The sequence below is a fragment of the Hyphomonas sp. KY3 genome, assembly GCF_017309975.1.
Classification (GTDB): Bacteria; Pseudomonadota; Alphaproteobacteria; order Caulobacterales; family Hyphomonadaceae; genus Hyphomonas.
The window spans coordinates 738,372-755,962 of record NZ_CP022271.1 but is presented as its reverse complement, the minus strand read 5'-3'; the positions used below and the strand labels follow the sequence as shown (position 1 = coordinate 755,962).

At 59.1% G+C, this 17,591-nt stretch carries 19 protein-coding genes; 9 read left to right on the top strand and 10 right to left on the bottom strand.

Annotated elements, in window-relative coordinates; genetic code table 11:
- Positions 1-31 precede the first annotated feature (31 nt).
- The gene (locus CFA77_RS03905) at positions 32-2,119 is read left to right on the top strand and encodes a S9 family peptidase (protein ID WP_206992338.1); all 2,088 of its coding nucleotides are present in this window, start codon (positions 32-34) and stop codon (positions 2,117-2,119) included.
- Positions 2,120-2,298: 179 nt separating this feature from the next.
- On the top strand, positions 2,299-3,375 hold the full coding sequence (locus CFA77_RS03900) for an acyltransferase (protein WP_206992337.1): 1,077 nt from the start codon (positions 2,299-2,301) through the stop codon (positions 3,373-3,375).
- Between the two features lie 9 nt (positions 3,376-3,384).
- Here the strand turns inward: CFA77_RS03900 and CFA77_RS03895 are convergent, their stop codons facing one another.
- The gene (locus CFA77_RS03895; RefSeq protein WP_206992336.1) at positions 3,385-3,570 is read right to left on the bottom strand and encodes a hypothetical protein; all 186 of its coding nucleotides are present in this window, start codon (positions 3,568-3,570) and stop codon (positions 3,385-3,387) included.
- Positions 3,571-3,654: 84 nt separating this feature from the next.
- Positions 3,655-5,481 (bottom strand): translational GTPase TypA, encoded by a 1,827-nt coding sequence (gene typA, locus CFA77_RS03890; RefSeq protein ID WP_034816009.1) that lies wholly within the window; start codon positions 5,479-5,481, stop codon positions 3,655-3,657.
- 161 nt (positions 5,482-5,642) lie between these two features.
- On the opposite strand from typA, the gene nudC reads away from it, so the two are divergent.
- Both nudC and CFA77_RS03880 read left to right on the top strand, forming a co-directional pair.
- Entirely contained in the window at positions 5,643-6,557 is a 915-nt protein-coding gene (gene nudC, locus CFA77_RS03885; RefSeq protein WP_206992335.1) for an NAD(+) diphosphatase, read from the top strand.
- Positions 6,558-6,664: 107 nt separating this feature from the next.
- Complete coding sequence (locus CFA77_RS03880) at positions 6,665-6,928, top strand: hypothetical protein (protein ID WP_206992334.1); 264 nt, start codon at positions 6,665-6,667, stop codon at positions 6,926-6,928.
- A gap of 385 nt (positions 6,929-7,313) precedes the next feature.
- On the opposite strand, the gene CFA77_RS03875 is transcribed toward CFA77_RS03880, so the two are convergent.
- Both CFA77_RS03875 and CFA77_RS03870 read right to left on the bottom strand, forming a co-directional pair.
- On the bottom strand, positions 7,314-7,772 hold the full coding sequence (locus tag CFA77_RS03875; RefSeq protein ID WP_206992333.1) for a YHS domain-containing (seleno)protein: 459 nt from the start codon (positions 7,770-7,772) through the stop codon (positions 7,314-7,316).
- Positions 7,773-7,792: 20 nt separating this feature from the next.
- Entirely contained in the window at positions 7,793-8,332 is a 540-nt protein-coding gene (locus CFA77_RS03870; RefSeq protein ID WP_242517476.1) for a hypothetical protein, read from the bottom strand.
- A 182-nt stretch (positions 8,333-8,514) separates the two neighbouring features.
- On the opposite strand from CFA77_RS03870, the gene CFA77_RS03865 reads away from it, so the two are divergent.
- Positions 8,515-9,408 carry a LysR family transcriptional regulator gene (locus tag CFA77_RS03865; RefSeq protein WP_206992332.1) on the top strand — a complete coding sequence of 298 codons (894 nt, stop codon included), beginning with the start codon at positions 8,515-8,517 and terminating at the stop codon, positions 9,406-9,408.
- Here the strand turns inward: CFA77_RS03865 and CFA77_RS03860 are convergent.
- Complete coding sequence (locus CFA77_RS03860) at positions 9,405-10,241, bottom strand: prephenate dehydratase (protein ID WP_206992331.1); 837 nt, start codon at positions 10,239-10,241, stop codon at positions 9,405-9,407. The two genes, CFA77_RS03865 and CFA77_RS03860, sit on opposite strands and share 4 nt — an antisense overlap.
- A gap of 161 nt (positions 10,242-10,402) precedes the next feature.
- On the opposite strand from CFA77_RS03860, the gene CFA77_RS03855 reads away from it, so the two are divergent.
- Positions 10,403-11,275, top strand: coding sequence for a cytochrome c family protein (locus tag CFA77_RS03855; protein WP_206992330.1), 873 nt, complete (start codon positions 10,403-10,405; stop codon positions 11,273-11,275).
- Here the strand turns inward: CFA77_RS03855 and CFA77_RS03850 are convergent.
- Together CFA77_RS03850 and CFA77_RS03845 are read right to left on the bottom strand one after the other, a co-directional pair.
- Positions 11,272-12,123 carry an NlpC/P60 family protein gene (locus tag CFA77_RS03850; protein ID WP_206992329.1) on the bottom strand — a complete coding sequence of 284 codons (852 nt, stop codon included), beginning with the start codon at positions 12,121-12,123 and terminating at the stop codon, positions 11,272-11,274. The two genes, CFA77_RS03855 and CFA77_RS03850, sit on opposite strands and share 4 nt — an antisense overlap.
- A gap of 23 nt (positions 12,124-12,146) precedes the next feature.
- Positions 12,147-12,536 carry a MarR family transcriptional regulator gene (locus CFA77_RS03845; RefSeq protein ID WP_034815997.1) on the bottom strand — a complete coding sequence of 130 codons (390 nt, stop codon included), beginning with the start codon at positions 12,534-12,536 and terminating at the stop codon, positions 12,147-12,149.
- 129 nt (positions 12,537-12,665) lie between these two features.
- On the opposite strand from CFA77_RS03845, the gene CFA77_RS03840 reads away from it, so the two are divergent.
- Positions 12,666-13,145, top strand: coding sequence for a transcriptional repressor (locus tag CFA77_RS03840; RefSeq protein WP_206992328.1), 480 nt, complete (start codon positions 12,666-12,668; stop codon positions 13,143-13,145).
- Positions 13,142-14,065 (top strand): thioesterase family protein, encoded by a 924-nt coding sequence (locus CFA77_RS03835; RefSeq protein ID WP_206992327.1) that lies wholly within the window; start codon positions 13,142-13,144, stop codon positions 14,063-14,065. The genes CFA77_RS03840 and CFA77_RS03835 overlap by 4 nt, the downstream gene beginning before the upstream one ends.
- Here CFA77_RS03835 and CFA77_RS03830 read toward each other — a convergent pair.
- The gene (locus CFA77_RS03830; protein ID WP_206992326.1) at positions 14,062-15,255 is read right to left on the bottom strand and encodes an amino acid aminotransferase; all 1,194 of its coding nucleotides are present in this window, start codon (positions 15,253-15,255) and stop codon (positions 14,062-14,064) included. The genes CFA77_RS03835 and CFA77_RS03830 overlap by 4 nt on opposite strands.
- 127 nt (positions 15,256-15,382) lie before the next feature.
- On the opposite strand from CFA77_RS03830, the gene CFA77_RS03825 reads away from it, so the two are divergent.
- Complete coding sequence (locus CFA77_RS03825) at positions 15,383-16,189, top strand: DUF1206 domain-containing protein (RefSeq protein ID WP_206992325.1); 807 nt, start codon at positions 15,383-15,385, stop codon at positions 16,187-16,189.
- Between the two features lie 28 nt (positions 16,190-16,217).
- On the opposite strand, the gene CFA77_RS03820 is transcribed toward CFA77_RS03825, so the two are convergent.
- Together CFA77_RS03820 and CFA77_RS03815 are read right to left on the bottom strand one after the other, a co-directional pair.
- The gene (locus CFA77_RS03820) at positions 16,218-16,847 is read right to left on the bottom strand and encodes a CoA transferase subunit B (RefSeq protein ID WP_206992324.1); all 630 of its coding nucleotides are present in this window, start codon (positions 16,845-16,847) and stop codon (positions 16,218-16,220) included.
- A complete protein-coding gene (locus tag CFA77_RS03815) occupies positions 16,847-17,554 on the bottom strand; it encodes a CoA transferase subunit A (RefSeq protein WP_206992323.1) in 708 nt (235 codons plus the stop codon). Before CFA77_RS03815 ends, CFA77_RS03820 begins: the two co-directional genes overlap by 1 nt.
- Positions 17,555-17,591 lie beyond the last annotated feature (37 nt).

Here is a 17,591-nt window from a genome sequence, read left to right as displayed (position 1 = left end):
TTTCGGCACAGGGTTCTTGGAGGGATACTCAATGAAACTTCACCAAATTTGCGTCGCTGCAGGCCTGACGGCGGCTTTGGCCGTCACTTCGGCAATTGCTCAGGAAGAAACGGCTGAAGACAGCAAGCGCTTCACCGCAGAGCGCGTCTTCGACATCGAGTATGCGACCAACCCGCAGATCTCGCCAGACGGCAAGACCATTATCTATGTCCGCCACAGCATGGACCGGATGACCGACCGCGACACGGGTCATCTATGGATTATTGATATTGAGAGTGGTGCCCAGCGTCCCCTGCTCGGTGTGGGCGGCAGTGCAGGCGCGCCAAGCTGGTCGCCCGATGGCTCCCGCGTCCTCTACACGAGCACAGCGAGCGGAAAGCCCGAGTTGAAACTCGTCTATATGGACACCGGCTTGTCCTATTCGCTTGCACAGTTCACGGAGAGCCCATCAGGCGCCACTTGGTCTCCCGATGGCCGCAACATCGCCTTCTCCATGTTCGTACCAGGCGACAAGCCGGGCTTCGCGACGCCGCCGAAACAGCCCGAGGGCGCGAAATGGGCTGATCCGGTAAAGGTGATTGACGATCTGACCTTCCGGTTTGACGGTGCCGGCTATCTTGAAGATGGCGCGGACCAAGTCTTCGTACTGCCTGCAGAGGGCGGAACACCGCGGCAAGTCACGACAGGCGAAGCCGACATGGGCGGGCAAGCCTGGCTCGACAATGATACGCTGCTCGTCACGGGCAATCTCGCCGACGACCGCGACATGGACCCTATTGAGAGCGAGATATATTCGGTCGAACTGTCCAACCTCCAGATCACGCCCCTCACCTCACGCGACGGGCCGGACTTCGCCGCCACGCCCGCACCGGACGGACGCTCAATTGCCTTTCTCGGCTACGATGACGAGCTGAAATCCTACCAGCAGAACCACCTTTATGTGATGGGCCCGGATGGCTCGGGCGTTCGTGAGCTCCTGTCAGGCTTTCCCGGATCGCCTGGTCAGATCGAATGGGCACCGGATGGCAAAAGCCTCTTCATGCTGTTTGAGGACCATGGCGTCCTTACGCTGAACGAGCTGGATCTTCAGGGTCGCCTTACCCAGGTGGTCACGGGGATCGGCGGCACATCCATCGGCCGCCCCTATGCAGGTGGCAGTTTTTCGGTGGCAAAATCGGGTCGGCGCGAACAGATTGCTTATACAGCAGGATTTACAGATCGGCCCGCTGAAGTCGCCACGATCCGGTCGGATGGAAAGAATGGACGCATCCTGACGGAATTGAATTCCGATGTGCTGCCTTATCTCGACATGGCACCCATTGAAGAACTGAAAGTTGCGTCCAGCCATGACGGCCTCGAGATCGAGGCCTGGGTTGCCCTGCCCCCGAATTTCACGGCGGATGGCAGCTTCCCGCTTATCCTCGAAATCCATGGCGGACCGTTCTCCATGTACGGCCCCTTCTTCGCCAGCGAGATTCAGCGCTATGCTGCCGAGGGATATGTCACCGTCTATGTGAACCCACGCGGGTCGACCGGATACGGAGAAGAATTCGCCCAGGCCATCGACCAAGCCTATCCGGGTTATGACTATGATGACCTCATGAGCGTGGTCGACGAACTCGTCGCACGTAAATATGCGGATCCTGATCGTCTGTTTGTAACCGGTGGTTCTGGAGGCGGCATCCTGACGGCGTGGATCGTCACCAAGACGGACCGGTTTGCTGCGGCTGCCTCCATCAAACCGGTGATCAACTGGATGACGATGGCGCTTGCCGGCGACATTGCACAATTTGTCCGGCGTCACTGGATACGTGAAGATCCGTGGTCCAATCCGGACGCCTTCCTGAAGCTTTCTCCAATCTCGTATGTCGATCAAGTCGTCACGCCGACTCTGGTCATGGTTGGCGAAGAAGACTGGCGAACCCCGACCTGGGAAGCAGAGCAGTTCTACACCGCCCTCAAGATGAATGACGTAGACACCGCGCTCATCCGCGTGCCCGGGTCCTCGCACTATATTGCAGGTCGACCGAGCCGCCTGATAGCAAAAACCGACAATATCATGGGGTGGTTCGCCAAATATGATCCGGCCAAAATCGATGCGGAATCGGAGGGAGAATAGTCCCGAACCGGAATACCGTTCACGTTAAATCGTGAACGGTATTCCGGTGCTATAACCCCTTCAAATTGAGAGAAATTTGCGACTTCCCGCCCCGACCGACCGTGCGGGAAGTCCGATGGCACCCCTTTTGCATTGCTTCGCGTGTCTAACGGGACGAAAGCAGGTCAGGGGGCCTGGACATGCTGCACAGTATCAATTTGCTCAGGACATTGTCCTGCTACGCTATTGCGATCTTCCATATACGGGCGTTCGTGCATTCTCATTCGGACACTGTGCACCTGACCTTTTCTGCAGCACCTGGATTTCACCTGTTCCTTGCGATCAGTGGCTTTATTCTGGTCTACATCACGCGCCCCGATGACACGCCCCTGAACTTCATGATGAAGCGCACCGTGCGAATTGTGCCCCTCTACTGGGCGGCAACGACATTGACCCTGCTCCTCGCCTTGGCGCGCCCGTGGCTCTTCCACGAGGCTGATACGTCCCTGTCTTCTATCGTGAGCAGCTATCTGTTCCTTCCACACTATGATCTGGGCGGCGATATCCAGCCGATCCTGTTCGTGGGCTGGACGCTTGGCTATATCATGCTGTTCTACTTGCTTTTCTCACTGTCGCTATTCGTGCCGGAGCGCGTGCAAGTTCCCGCCGCCATCCTCATGACCATTGGCGTGATTGCGGGAGCGCAGCTATTGCCCGCAGGTCCCTATCGCGAATTCTACGGAAACCCGATCCTCCTGGAATTCGCCATGGGCTGCATCATGGGGCTCGCTTTGCGACAGAAGGCCGTTCAGGAATTTGTGAAGCGCACGTCGATGTGGCCCATTGGCCTGATCGGCATCGCGGGCTTTGCCATCGCCATGAACACCACTTTGCCATCTTGGGGACGGATGGGTGTCTATGCTGTCTCCAGCGCGCTCGTCGTGTTTGCCTGCGCCGGACAAGATCTGTTCCGCAAACCGCTGAATAATGACTTCCTGTCGATGGGCGGCAAGATCAGCTATGGGATCTTCCTGATCCACCCCTTGCTGATGACAGCATTCGGGGTCACGCTGTTCCGCCTCACCAGCAATGACTGGGTCGCAACCATTCTCTTGTTCGCAACCGTGCTGCCGCTCACTTCGTTTCTTGCCTATCTCAGCTTCCGCTATTTCGAGACGCCGACAAATACATGGCTGCGCAAGGCGTTTCACCTGTCAAAGCTTCCGCCAAAATCGGTGCAGGGCAAGGCGGCGACCATGCGGCCGACTGTCGTATAGGATTGGCTCCTACTCGCTTGTCGCGGTCTCATCCCGACGACGTGTCTTGGCAACGCCGGTAATGATACCGAAGCCAATCAGCACGATGGCACCAGTGCCGATCCAGACCGGCGGGGCACCAAGCAGAAAGGCTGCATAGGCAAGCCCTGATACGAGGACCAGGAAACCGATCAGGTAAATTCCGAAAGACGACATTGCGCGCTCCAGTGCTTCTAAAACATCTGAAGACACAACGTGGCCATTGCAGACCGGTTCCCCGGCCCGCATCAGCAATCTGACTTAGTCGCCCTTCTTGGCCGCGCGCTTGCGCTCATGCGGGTCAAGATAGACCTTGCGCAGCCGGATGTTCTCCGGTGTGACCTCAACCAGTTCGTCATCGGCGATATAAGCCAGCGACTTTTCCAGCGTCATCTGCAGTGGCGGCGTCAAACGCACAGCCTCATCAGTACCGGACGCGCGGACGTTGGACAGCTTCTTGCCCTTCAGCACGTTCACTTCGAGATCATTGTCGCGATTGTGCTCGCCAACAATCATCCCGCCATACACCTTGTTGCCCGGATGGATCATCATCGGACCACGATCTTCCAGGTTCCAAAGCGCGAAGGCGACTGCTTCACCCTGCTCCATGGCGATCAGAACGCCCGTATGGCGCCCCTGGATCTTGCCCTTGTGCGGGGCGTATTCGTGGAAGACGCGGTTCATGATCGCGGTGCCGCGCGTGTCGGACAGCAACTCACCCTGATAACCGATCAGGCCGCGTGTCGGCGCATGGAAAATCATGCGCGTACGACCGACACCCGACGGGCGCATGTCCAGCATGTCGGCCTTGCGCTCGGACAGTTTCTGCACGACCACGCCGGAATGCTCGTCATCCACATCGATGACGACTTCCTCGATTGGCTCAAGCTTCTCGCCGTTCGGGCCTTCCTGCATCACGACTTGCGGACGTGAGACGCCCAGTTCAAAGCCTTCGCGGCGCATCGTTTCGATCAAGACGGCCAGTTGGAGCTCGCCGCGCCCGGAGACGGTGAACGCCTCGGCGTCGGTGGCACGCTCGACCTTGAGGGCGACATTGCCTTCGGCCTCTTTCAGCAGGCGGTCCCAGATCATCCGGCTGGTGACTTTCGTACCTTCGGTACCGGCCAGCGGAGAATCATTGACGCGGAATGTCATGGAGATGGTTGGCGGATCGATCGGTTGCGCTTCGATCGGCTCGCTGACGGAAGGATCACAGAATGTGTCGGCTACGTTTGCCTTCGTCGTACCCGCAAGGGACACAATATCGCCAGCTTGCGCTTCGTCGACCGGCACACGGTCCAGGCCGCGGAACGCCAGCACTTTGGAGACGCGGGTCTGCTCGACCAGTTCGCCGTCACGGTTCAGCACCTTGATGGATTGGTTCGGCTTGATCGTGCCGGACGAGACGCGGCCCGTCAGGATGCGGCCGAGAAACGGATCGGAAGAAATCGTTGTGGCGAGGAAGCGGAACGGTCCCTCTTCCACTTTTGGTACGGGCACATGATCAACAACCATCTGGAACAGGGAATCCATGTTCTCGGTCTGGTTCTCATATTCGGTATTCATCCAGCCCTGCTTGGCCGAGCCGTAGAGGATCGGGAAGTCGAGCTGGTCGTCTGAGGCGTCGAGATTGGCAAAGAGGTCAAACACTTCGTTGATCACTTCATCGGGCCGACGCTCAGGCTTGTCGATCTTGTTCACGGCCACAATCGGGCGAAGGCCGACTTTCAGGGCCTTGGAAACAACGAATTTGGTCTGTGGCATTGGGCCTTCAGCCGCATCGACCAGCACGATGGCGCCATCCACCATCTGAAGGATACGCTCCACTTCACCACCGAAATCGGCGTGTCCGGGCGTGTCGACGATGTTGATGCGATAGTCTTTCCATTCCACCGACGTCGTCTTGGCGAGAATGGTAATGCCCCGCTCTTTCTCCAGATCGTTGGAATCCATCATCCGTTCGGCGGTCTTTTCGTTCTCGCGGAACGTGCCGGATTGTTTCAGCAATTCATCGACGAGCGTGGTCTTGCCGTGGTCAACGTGGGCAATGATCGCGATGTTGCGCATTTTCTCGATAGGCGTGGACATGGAGGGTATGCTTTCGGGAGGGAGGCTGATTTGTCGCGCACATACACGTGCCCGCCGCGATTGGCTATGCTTTGTTGTCAGGCAGGCCCCTGCCGCGGCGAACCTCATTTACAAACCCGCCTTCAGGCGGCAAGTCAGCCGGGCAAAGTGAGGATCGCCATATGACCAATTCCAATGACATGCCGCTTGCTGCCAAGCCGATTGATCGTGCCGCGCATCACCGCAAGGACGATGCCTGGCTGGATGAAGCTTTTGCGCGCGACGATGTGCTGGTCCTGCTGCTGCGCAATGGTGATCCATTCGCTGCGACAGATGGCGGCCTTGTCTGGATGGGGCCGGAAATCGAGGAAGTCTCGCCGGGTTCTCCCCGCATTTTCCTCGGTCAGGATACGAGCGGCGCACCCGTCTTCGCGGTTAATCTGCCGCCCAAATTTGATCTTGAAACCTCTCTCATCGCAGGCGTCGGCGAGTTCATTGAGTTTCGCGCGGCGGCCGGGCGCATGAGCGCGCTGGAAGCCAATTGCTCCTCGACCGCACGCAGCATCTTTCTTTGGCACGCCTCGCATGGCTTCTGCGCCAAGTGCGGCGCAGGTACCGCCATTGTCGAAGCAGGCTGGAAACGCGAATGCCCCGCGTGCGGCACCGAGCATTTTCCGCGCACGGACCCCGTGGCCATCATGCTCGCGGTCAAGGGCGACAAATGCCTTGTTGGCCGACAAGCAAATTGGCCTGCCGGATTTGTCTCCTCCCTCGCAGGCTTCTGCGAGCCAGGCGAAACAATCGAGCAAGCCGCCGCACGCGAACTGGAAGAGGAAGCCGGCATTGTCTGCGACCCCGCCAGCGCCGAATACATCGCTTGTCAGCCCTGGCCCTTCCCGTCTTCGCTGATGGTCGGCCTGATCCTGGAAGCTCAGACAGACGAAATCACGGTCGACACCGACGAGTTGGAATCGGCTGAGTGGCTTACGCGCGACGATGTCAAACGCATGCTGGCTGGCACGCACGACCGCTTCTTCTGCCCCCCGCCCATGGCCATCGCGCACCATCTGTTGAAAGTGTGGGCCGAACGGGGCTGATCGGGCGGTCTGACCTCAGACTATCCCTTTGCGGAGTTACGCAAAAATGGAGTTGATTTTGCTCGAATCATTCTAGGCTGAATATTGCCATTTACAGGAGACCCGACATGGCAACAGCAACTCTGAAAAAGCCGGCCAAGAAGGCCGCCATCAAAAAGCCCGCGGCCAAGAAAACCGTGGCAAAAACGGCCTCAAAGCCAGCCAAGAAAGTAGCGGCGAAACCCGCTGCGAAAAAAGCTGCGGCAAAGCCGGCAGCCAAGAAGGCTGCCGCTCCGAAAGCGGCCGCATCGGCGAAGAAGCCTGCAGCAAAGGCCACCAAGCCCGCTGCAAAGAAACCTGCTGCAAAGAAGCCGGCCGCAAAGAAGAAGTAAGCTTGCGGACATGCTTGTCGGAAACGGGCGGGCCTCCCGCCCGTTTTTTTGTGCCGATATTGGGGGCCGGACCGAAAACCCCCACGCCCATAGGACGCGGGGGACTCTGACAGGTCAGTGGCAAACGGCATCGAGTGCCCTCTGGCCCGTTCAGACCGGACTGATCTTCGCGGATGGGGTACCCGCTTGATCCTCCGCCAATCATACCGGCCCATTGTGGCGATTCTTTTTGCCCGCCGTTTACGCGGGGAATTTTTCGACTTGTGCAGCACCGGAACGCCTGGCCGGACGAAACAGTTGATTCAACACGCTTTTGCAGGACGCGCCGGAGAAAGATGCACTCCAATTTTCTGAAAACGCCCTTTAACCAATTGGGCCGCTTGCCCTAGTCATTAATGCTGGACCAGGCTGTATCCGCGCGATCGATGAATGCTGGAACGTCCGAATCCCACTTCTTCTGGATGCTCTTGTTGTAATTGAGATAGAGCTTTCCATCGACGATCTTCCAGTATCTTGCATCGCCCTTTGCATGCTTGCCGTCCGCCATCGCCCAAGCGCAATAGCCGCCATATTGAGGCGCATATTTTTCCGGGGCTTCTATGAAGGCGTCACGATTGACCGCAGAAGCGAATTTGAACTTTGCGCCCATATAGTCAGCCGTGAACGCATCATCGCCCTTCACCGGCGCTCCCGAAGTGAAATAGGCGACAGGGTCATACCCCTGCAAGGCCGTGTCAGAGAACACGCCCGTATAGATTGGTGGCTCCGCATGCGCGATCGGTGCGACCGCCACAATGGGCAGTCCAGCAAGCCCAGCGGCAAAAATCATCGAACGTAGCTTCATTTCGAAAACTCCGGCTGGGTTCAGGATTGGACTGATGCCAGTTTGGCAGGTGCAGAGGTACGGTCCACCACAGTGCGCGCATGTCCAGGCAGGATGGCACGGCCTACTCCGGTGAGAATGGAAAGGAGCGTACTCCGATGAAACAAGAGATACGCAATCGACGCCAGCCAAACCGCAACCGCCATGGCGAAAAGGCCGCCTCCATCATTGTTCGGATCAATGCCCAGAGGCGTGAACAGATGGAAACTTACCGCTCCGGTCATGACAGCGGTCGCGATCAATGCGCCCAGTGTCTGCAACCGGCGCAGGGCTGGAACAAGGCCTATGAGCAATAGTGTTGAGGCTACCAACTCAGCTGATCCGATGACGTACTGGCTGAACAGGCCGGTCTGATCGAACAATCCCCCCGCCCCGAAGCCGGCAGCCCACGCATCAAGCTTTCCGAAAATCACCTGCGTTTCGGGCGCATTGGTAAACTTGAACCGCAAACTGTCCAAAAAGACTGCGGCGGCGATCAGCGCATAGACTACTGGGGCATATTTCTTGACGTGTGACAGCATGTTTTACGTCCTCCCTTGCGCAGGCTTGTCTCACGAAATTCGCTCGCCCTCAAAACAAGGACGTGTGAGCCCCACCCACTTTTGTGTGAGCCGAGGGGCTAAATTTCGTGAATTGCTGTTTCGCACTCGCGAAACGCGTTTATCGTTCCTAAATTAGCGTTCGACATGCAGGGAGGGGTCAGATGGACCGTATCGACGCAATGCGCCTGTTCGTTCGCGTGGCTGAAGCGGGCAACTTCTCCAAGGCCGCCGCGGCGCTCGGAGTGGGCCAGCCCACCGTGTCCCGCCGCATTCAGGATCTCGAAGCTCAACTAGACGTTACGCTCTTCCAGCGGACAACACGTGCGCTCAGCCTTACCGAAGCTGGCGAACGTTTCTACCGACGCGCAGTCGACCTGATCGCGGATTATGAATCTGCGGAGGCTGAAGCGCGCGGCCTGCAACATGAGCCGGTCGGCCTGCTACGCATATCGTGCTCGAATTCCTTCGCCCGGCGGATCATTGTCCCGGCCATTCCACCCTTCCTGGAGAAATATCCACGCATTCGGTTCGATGTGATTTCGGATGACGCGCTGACCGACCTCGTCGAGGAAGCCATCGACTTGGCATTCCGCTTTGGCCATCTTAGCGATTCCCGGCTGATGACTCGGAAGCTCGCAGATTCTCCACGTACGCTCTGGGCAGCGCCCGAATACCTCGCGCGCAAGGGCACGCCGCAAACCCCGACAGACCTGGAACACCATGACGCCGTCCTGTTCAGGAAAGGGCTCTACTCTGACTGGACTCTGACACGCGGCGACGAGAAGATAACTGTGAGGGTGGACGGCCCATTCGCAGCGTCTGGTGGCGATAATCTCGTCCAGGCCGGACTTGCCGGACTCGGTATCCTCATGGCGCCGAACTGGCTGGTTTCAGGCTGCGTATCAGATGGTCAACTGGTCCGCATCCTTCCCGACTGGGAAATGGAGAGCCTGCCCGTGAATTGCGTCTGGACCGCCGGCCGCCTACGCGGAAAGACAAAGCTCTTTGCCGACCATGTGACCGAAGCTCTGAAAGAGGCGATGTCTCACTGCTAGTCCGGCGCGTGTTCAGTGCTTGGGAACACGCCGAGAATTTTCAGGGATTGCGAGAAAAAGCCCAGCTCTTCCAAGGCCAGCTGAACGTGTCGTTCATCCGGGTGACCGTCAATTTCGGCATAGAAGAGCGTCGCAGTGAACGACCCGCCGACCATATAGCTTTCCAGCTTGGTCATGTTGATGCCATTGGTCGCAAATCCGCCCATCACCTTGTAGAGCGCGGCAGGAATGTTGCGCACCTCGAACATGAACGCCGTTTTGGCGGGGCCATCCTTGGCTTCAACGTCTGAATGGTCCTTCGACATGATGATGAACCGCGTCGTATTGTGGGCGGCGTCTTCGATGTCTTCAGCGAGGATTTCCAGACCGTAGACCTCCGCAGCCAATCGCGGCGCAATTGCCGCCACGGATGGATCGCCGAGTTCGGCCACTTCGCGTGCCGCGCCTGCCGTGTCCGCCGCTGTGACCGAATCAATGCCGTGCGTACGCAGGAAATTGCGGCATTGTCCGAGGCCCATGATATGAGAGCGCGCTTTTTTTATATCTGCCAGGCGCGTGCCCGCCAGCGCCATCAACTGAAACCGAATCGGCAGATAATACTCAGCAACGATCTGAAGCTCGGTGTTCGGCAACAGATAGTGAATGTCCCCCACCCGGCCGGCAATCGTGTTTTCCACGGGAATCATGGCCAAATCGGCATCTCCCCGCTCCACAGCCGCGAAACAGTCCTCAAACGTGCGGCACGGCATCGGCTCAAGGGCGGGATACGCTTCATTGCAGGCGATATGAGAGTTTGCGCCAGGTTCACCCTGATACGCGATTTTGCCGGTCATGGGTTTGATGTCCCCTTTTTCGTGGAATCATGTGCGTCGGATCGCCGCGACGAAAGGGGGAAGCCCTATAACGCACAGCCTTTATATTGTCTGCACTCCGTTAGCGTGCCAAAAGGCGCGCGCCAAGACGTATGACCAGACAGATTCGAAGGAATGCCTCCATGGGAGAACTCGGTCTCAACAAGATTTTCGGTGCGCTGCTCGCTACAGCCCTCGGAGTCTTCGCCCTGCAGACACTATCCGGCATCGTGTTCAGCGGTGGAAGCGAAGGCGCCCATCATGGCGACGAGCACGCTGAAGCGGCCTCCATGACGGAACAGATGTGCGAGAAATTCGCCTACTGCGTCGAAGTTGCTGACGCAGGTGGCACCGGCGGCGAAGCCGAAGAAGTCTTCGACCTCGGCCTTTTGCTGGCCAGCGCAGATATCGCTCGTGGCGAGCGCACTTTCAAAGGCAAATGCGCCACGTGCCACACGATTGATCAGGGCGGCGCGAACGGCACCGGCCCGAACCTCTACAACGTGGTCGGCGCCGACAAGGCTGCCCATGCCGGATTTGCCTATTCTGCCGTGCTTGAGGGCATGGACGGTGATTGGAACTACGCAAACCTGAATGACTGGCTCTACAACCCGTCTTCCTACGCACGCGGCACGACCATGTCCTTTGCTGGCCTGCGCCGCGATGATGATCGTGTAAACGTGATTGCCTATCTCGCAGCAAATACCACCAACCCACCGGCCTTCCCGGAGCCACTCGCTGCTTCTGCTGAAGAAGGCGCCGAGGGCGAAGAGGGTGCGGAAGCTGCCGAAGGCGACGCCGTCGAAGCAACCCTTCCGGCCGATGGCGTGGACGACATGGAAAACCCGACCCTGGCCACCGGCGAAGTCAAAACCATCGATTCAGTTGATGCGACCGGCCGGGATGATGGTGGCACCGGTGAGACCGTAACCGTTCCGGCAGAAGCCGTCGAAGCAGTTGAAGACGCTGCAGGCGAAGCTGAAGAGGCCGTGACCGAAGCCACGGACGATAACTAGGCGCTTACGCTTAGCCAGTCGGGGGTGTGCCCCCGTTTCGACGAAATATCTATGCGCCGGGCCCCTATGGGCTCGGCGTAATAGTTTGCGATCCGGGTGATGGCAGACTCCAGCGGTTCGACCGCCACTGCCATGTGCCACGCATTCGCATGCAGCAAATGGTCGGCATCGGTCATGATGCCGACATGCCCTTTCCAGAAGACGAGATCGCCTCGGCGCAAAGCGTTCGGCGCGCGCCAGTCCGGAATGTCATCTCCGGTCCAGGCAAACTGCATGTCACTGTCGCGCGGCAGTATCACACCCACCGCCTCGAAGGCCTGCTGGGTCAGCCCGGTGCAATCGAGCCCGAGGCTCTCCCGTCCGCCCCACAGATATGGCGTGCCGAGAAAACGCTCCGCCACCACAACCGGGTCATCTTCCAGAAACTCCATCGGAACGACATGACGCGTGTGCACCCAACCGCCACGATCCGAATAAAGCCAGTCACCTTCCCGCCCGCTGACCGACAAACGCGCGCCATGGCTCAACAGGAAGCGCGGGGCAGATTTGAGATCAGGTTCGCTGTAACAATGTGTCTTGGATGACGAAACCTTATGCGTTGGCTGTAGTAGCGGCGCAGATAGCGCCTCCATGGTTACCCAACCGCAATACCGGTCACGGCGACACTGCACCAGGCCGAACTCGCCCTGCTCTCTGAGCACGTCCACAATCTCACCATGCAGGGCCTGCGTAGCGAGGCGACCATCAGGCGCCGGTGTCTCGCGTACAGCCGCCACACCGGCGGTCACCTGATAGGCAAAGGCCTCGCCAACGGGTCGCTGAAGTCTCTTGTCGTAAAATGTTGGCATGCCTGTTCCCGTATTCGGGCGCTTCAGGCGGCGGCGTTGGTCTTCCCGCTGCGCTTGGGCGCCAATTGGCTATCATCCTTGCCAGAAGCTGCGGCAAGAACAAGGCCGGAGAATGTCCGCAGATATGCCATACCGGCTGGTGTGCGCTCGATGAAGATATTGCGCAGATCCGTGTCGTCCTTGATCCGGCGGATGAAATCGAGCCGGGCGAGCGCATCCAATGCCCGCGTGACCGCTGGCTTGGCGATATTCAGGTGCTCGGCCAAGCCGCGTACCGTATGGGGTCCCGGTGTCAGCGCGATCGTCATCAGAATGGCCTGCTGGCGCGCGGTCAAATCGGGCGCGTCCGAACGCACAGACGCCGTTACGGCACGCCGCCACAATTCCAGACCTTCGCGCTCAGACAGTGCCATTTCTCTACCCTTATTGTTCGCCTTATCGGAGAATCTCAGCTGATTTGCGGACTCCGTCTAGGGGGCTTGTCCTGTAAAGCTGGGGACAGGGGCCTTCACATTCCGGCCGAAACGCACGACATTGCAGGCATGGCCCAATCACATAGTCACATTCACGCAAACACCCCGTGCAGCCCCCAGGACGTGGATGCTTTCCTCAATGAGGCGGAAACCCTCGTCATGCGGCGCGGACAGCGGATGACGCGCATTCGCCGCAAGGTATTGCGCCTCCTGCTTGAGAGCACAGCGCCCGCCAAGGCGTATGATTTGCTGGCCAATCTCGACGGCGAAGGCTCTGCCAAGCCCCCTACCATCTATCGCGCGCTCGATTTCCTCCAGGAAACCGGCCTCGCCCACAAGATCGAAAGCCTGAACGCCTATGTCGCTTGCGGCCATGCCAGCCACAATCACTCTGCGGTGTTCCTCATCTGCGACACCTGCCATGGCGCAGAGGAATTGCACGCAACAGCAACGAATGAAGCGCTCGAAGCTGAAACAACCGCCGCAGGCTTCCAGATGAGCCGTGCTGTCGTGGAAGTGCGCGGCAAATGCCGGGACTGCGCCGCATGATCACATTGTGGAGGGGGAGCTGCAATCAGTGGGATTGCGACGAGATGGGGCACATGAATGTGCGCGTCTATGTCGAGAAGCAATTGGAAGGCCTCGCCGCCTTTGCGCCGGACCTCGGCATGCCACACGCTTTCAAGGCGTCGTCGCCATCGACGATCATTCCGGTCGATCAGCATATCCGATTCGTACGCGAAGTTTTGCCCGGCCGGCCGCTCACCATGAATGGTTGCGTGCTGGAAACGGACGAAGACAGCGCCCTGATCTATCAGGAACTACGCCACGCAGACGGATCGCTCGCCGCCGCCATGCGCACGCGCGTGCTACATGTCGACACCACCATGCGCAAACCTTTCCCCTGGAGTTCTCGAACCCGCGCGGCCTTCCCGAATTTCACAGACACCGCGCCCGAGGAATCCGCGCCACGCTCCATCGACATGTCGGCGCCCGGCCTGCCGCTGTCAGACATCACGCTCGACCGGGTAAAGAAGGTCGGCGCTCCCCTCGCCGGACGCGGCGCCATTCCGCCCCAACATCTCGACGTGCATGGGCGCATGCAGCCCTATTGGATGATCGGGCGCACCTCGGATTCAGTGCCAAACATTCTCTACAATTGGCGCAAGCGAGTGGCCGACACGGCAGGCGATCTGCGCATGGGTGCTGCAGTATTGGAATACAGGCTCCGCTACCATGCGATGCCCGTCGCCGGAGATTTGTACGAGCTCTACACCTCATTTGGCGGCGCCTCTGGAAAGACGCACAATCTGATTCACTGGATGATGGATCCGGCCAAAGGTACGCCTTGGGCCACCATGCAGGCGACCGCTATCACGCTGGATCTCGATGCGCGCAAGGCCATCCCAGCGCCGCCCGAAATGATAAGTGAGCTGACCGAGATGGCGGCGCCCGGCCTTGAAATCTAGGCTTCCTTGGCGATGATATCTGCCACAGCCGGAATATCCTTCAGGTTCAATCCGGCGATATTGATGCGTCCCGAATTTGGCATGTAAAGACCACTCTTTTCACGCATCGCCGTGATGCCGTCCTTCGACAGCGGCAGCTGGCTGAACATGCCATTCTGCATCGCCACCGCGCCGAGCCGGTTGGAACCCGTCTTCTCGACCAGCGTCTCGGCCAGCGCCTTGCGCAGCGAGATCATCCGTTCACGCATCTGCGTCAGTTCGGCCTCCCATTCGGCGCGCAGGTCTGCATTGTTCAGGATGGTGGCAACAATCGCTGCGCCATGCGCTGGCGGCATGGAATAGCTCGCTCGCGCCAGCGCTGCGACATGTGTTGACGCCGCCGCGATGCCCTCAGCCGACTCGCCCACGGCAAGGAAACAGCCTGCGCGCTCGCGGTACAGGCCGAAATTCTTTGAGCAGGAATAGGAGACCAGCGCTTCGCCCGCTGCCTCGATGAACGCGCGCACGCCTTTGACGTCTTCGTCCAGCCCCTTCGCAAAGCCGTGATAGGCAACGTCCAGCATCGCGATCAGGCCCTTGCTTTTCACTAGCGCTCCGACTTTTTTCCAGTCCTCGATGGTCAGGTCGATGCCGGTTGGGTTGTGGCAAGGTCCCTGGATGATGATGCCATCCCCGCGTTCGGCCTTTTCGATGCCCGCCAGCATGGCAGCAAGATCAAGCTCACCCGTCTCCGGATCAGCATAAGGATACTCGGCAACGTCCAGTCCCATGAAGCGCACGACGTTCGGATGGTTGGGCCAGGTCGGGTTCGACACCCAGACCGTCTTGACGCCCATCCGGCTCATAAGGCCGGTGCCAAGGAACAGTGCGCCACATCCGCCCGGTGCGGTGAACGACAGCGTACGCCCTTCTTGGGTAGCGGCCGCCCCTTCCCCGAACACGAAGCCTTCGATGGCGGCGCAATAGTCGGTATTGCCGCGCGGCCCTTCATATACCTTTGTGGTCTGGGATTTCAGGATCAGCGCCTCGGCCTTGGCCACGGCCGACATCACCGGGGTTTCGCCCTTGTCATTCTTGTAGACGCCGACACCCAGGTCGAATTTTTCATCGCGTGGATCTTCGCGATAAGCCGTCATCAGGCCGAGAAGTGCATCCGCCGGCATGGGTGTCAGGGTCGAGAATTGGGACATATTGGAAATCCGTTTGTTCTGGGAAGTCGCGCCGGACCCTATGCAGTTGTGGATGCCACGGCAACCGCCACGTACGGAACCGATTGTCGCGTCGGGGCTTTACTCCTCAGATACAGAAAGGCCCCTGATGACCCACCACGCCAATACCGCCCTCGAATGGCTCATGCGGGCCGGATATGGGGCGCGAGGCATGGTTTACCTGATCGTAGGCGGGCTCGCTTTTTTTGCAGCCCTGAATGGCGGTGAGGCCGAAGGCACCTCCGGCGCGCTGAACTTCCTGATCCGCCAGCCCTTTGGTGCCGTGCTGCTGGCCATCACGGCCGCCGGCCTTTTCGCCTACACACTCTGGCGACTGGTGGACGGCATCATGGACCTCGAAAATGAAGGCGATGATGCCGAAGGCTACGCCAATCGCGCAGGTCAGATCATGTCAGGCCTGACCCATGCTGCCCTCGGCGTCTCGGCCATCCTCATCCTGATGAAGGGCGCGCAGGCCAGCGGCAACGATTCCTCCGCCGAGAATTGGAGCGCATCCTTGATGCAACACCCGGCAGGTCGACTGGTCGTTATCGCTGCTGGAATCACGACGCTAAGCGTTGCCATCTACCTGTTCGTGAAATCGTGGAAGGCGGCCCACCGCAAAGATATCGTCCGCAAGGAAATGGCGGAGAAGCTCGAGCCCGTCGTCCGCTTCGGTCTTGCCGCACATGGCTTCGTCCTGCTGATTGTTGGTGGTCTGATCCTCACCGCTGGCATAACCGCCAACCCGGAACATGCCGCCGGTCTTGGCGAAGCACTGCGCATTCTGGAGACACAGACGTTCGGACGCATCCTGCTCGCGCTCGCAGGAGCGGGCCTTGCAGGCTTCGCGGTCTATTGCTTCGTGATGGCGCGCTATCGCATCGTGCCCAAACTGTCAGGCGACGCACTCTAGGCGCGCGCCGACTGTCAGTTCATTGTGATTAGTCGACCAGTGTGGCTTCGGTTTTCGACTTCACCTCGTCCAGCGTTACGTCCGGCGCGAGTTCGACGATTTTCAGGCCGCCCTCGACCACGTCCATCACGCAAAGATCGGTGATGATCCGGTCGACCACTTTCAGGCCGGTCAGGGGCAGCGTGCATTCCTTCAGGATCTTGGACTCGCCGCGCTTGTTCGCATGATCGGAGATCACCACGACACGACCGACACCAGCCACAAGGTCCATCGCGCCGCCCATGCCTTTGACGAGCTTTCCGGGGATCATCCAGTTTGCCAGATCGCCATTCTCGGCCACTTCCATCGCGCCAAGGATCGCCATCGCGATCTTGCCACCCCGGATCATGCCAAAGCTGGTCGCGCTGTCGAAATAGACAGACTGCGGAAGCTCCGTAATCGTTTGCTTGCCGGCATTGATCAAATCGGCATCTTCATCGCCCTCGAACGGGAATGGCCCCATGCCCAGCATGCCGTTCTCGGATTGCAGCGTGACGTTCACACCCTCCGGAATGTGGTTTGCCACCAGCGTCGGAATGCCGATGCCGAGATTCACATACATGCCGTCTTCAAGTTCCTGCGCGGCCCGCGCCGCCATCTGATCGCGATCCCAGGGCATCAGGCACTCTCCTTCTTGCGGACAGTCCGCTGTTCAATTCGCTTTTCGAACTCGCCCTGCACCAGGCGGTGCACGTAGATGCCCGGCAGGTGGATCGCGTCAGGGTCCAATTCGCCCGGCTCGACGATCTCTTCGACTTCCATGACGCAGATCTTGCCACACGTCGCGGCGGGCAGATTGAAGTTGCGGGCCGTCTTGCGGAAGATCGCATTGCCCGTCGTATCGGCCTTCCAGGCTTTCACGATGGCGAGGTCTGCGAAGATCCCCTCTTCCAGGATATAGGTCTCGCCATTGAAGACCTTCTCTTCCTTGCCTTCGGCCACCAATGTGCCAACACCGGTCTTTGTGTAGAAGCCCGGAATGCCGGCGCCACCGGCGCGCATGCGCTCGGCCAGCGTGCCCTGCGGGTTGAACTCCAGCTCCAATTCGCCAGAAAGATATTGCTGCATGAACAGATCATTCTCGCCCACATAGGACGAGCACATTTTCTTGATCTGCTTTGTCTGCAACAGAAGGCCGAGGCCGAAATCGTCCACGCCGGCATTGTTGGAATAGACCGTCAGATCCTTGGTTCCAGCGTCCCGGATCGCTGCAATGGACAGTTCCGGAATACCGCACAGGCCGAAGCCTCCAGCGGCAATCGTCATGCCGTCAAACAATACGCCATCCAGCGCGTCTGCGGCCGTCTTGTATATCTTGCTCGCCATGAAGTGCGGGCCTCCCCTTGGTCATGCTGCGGTGCAG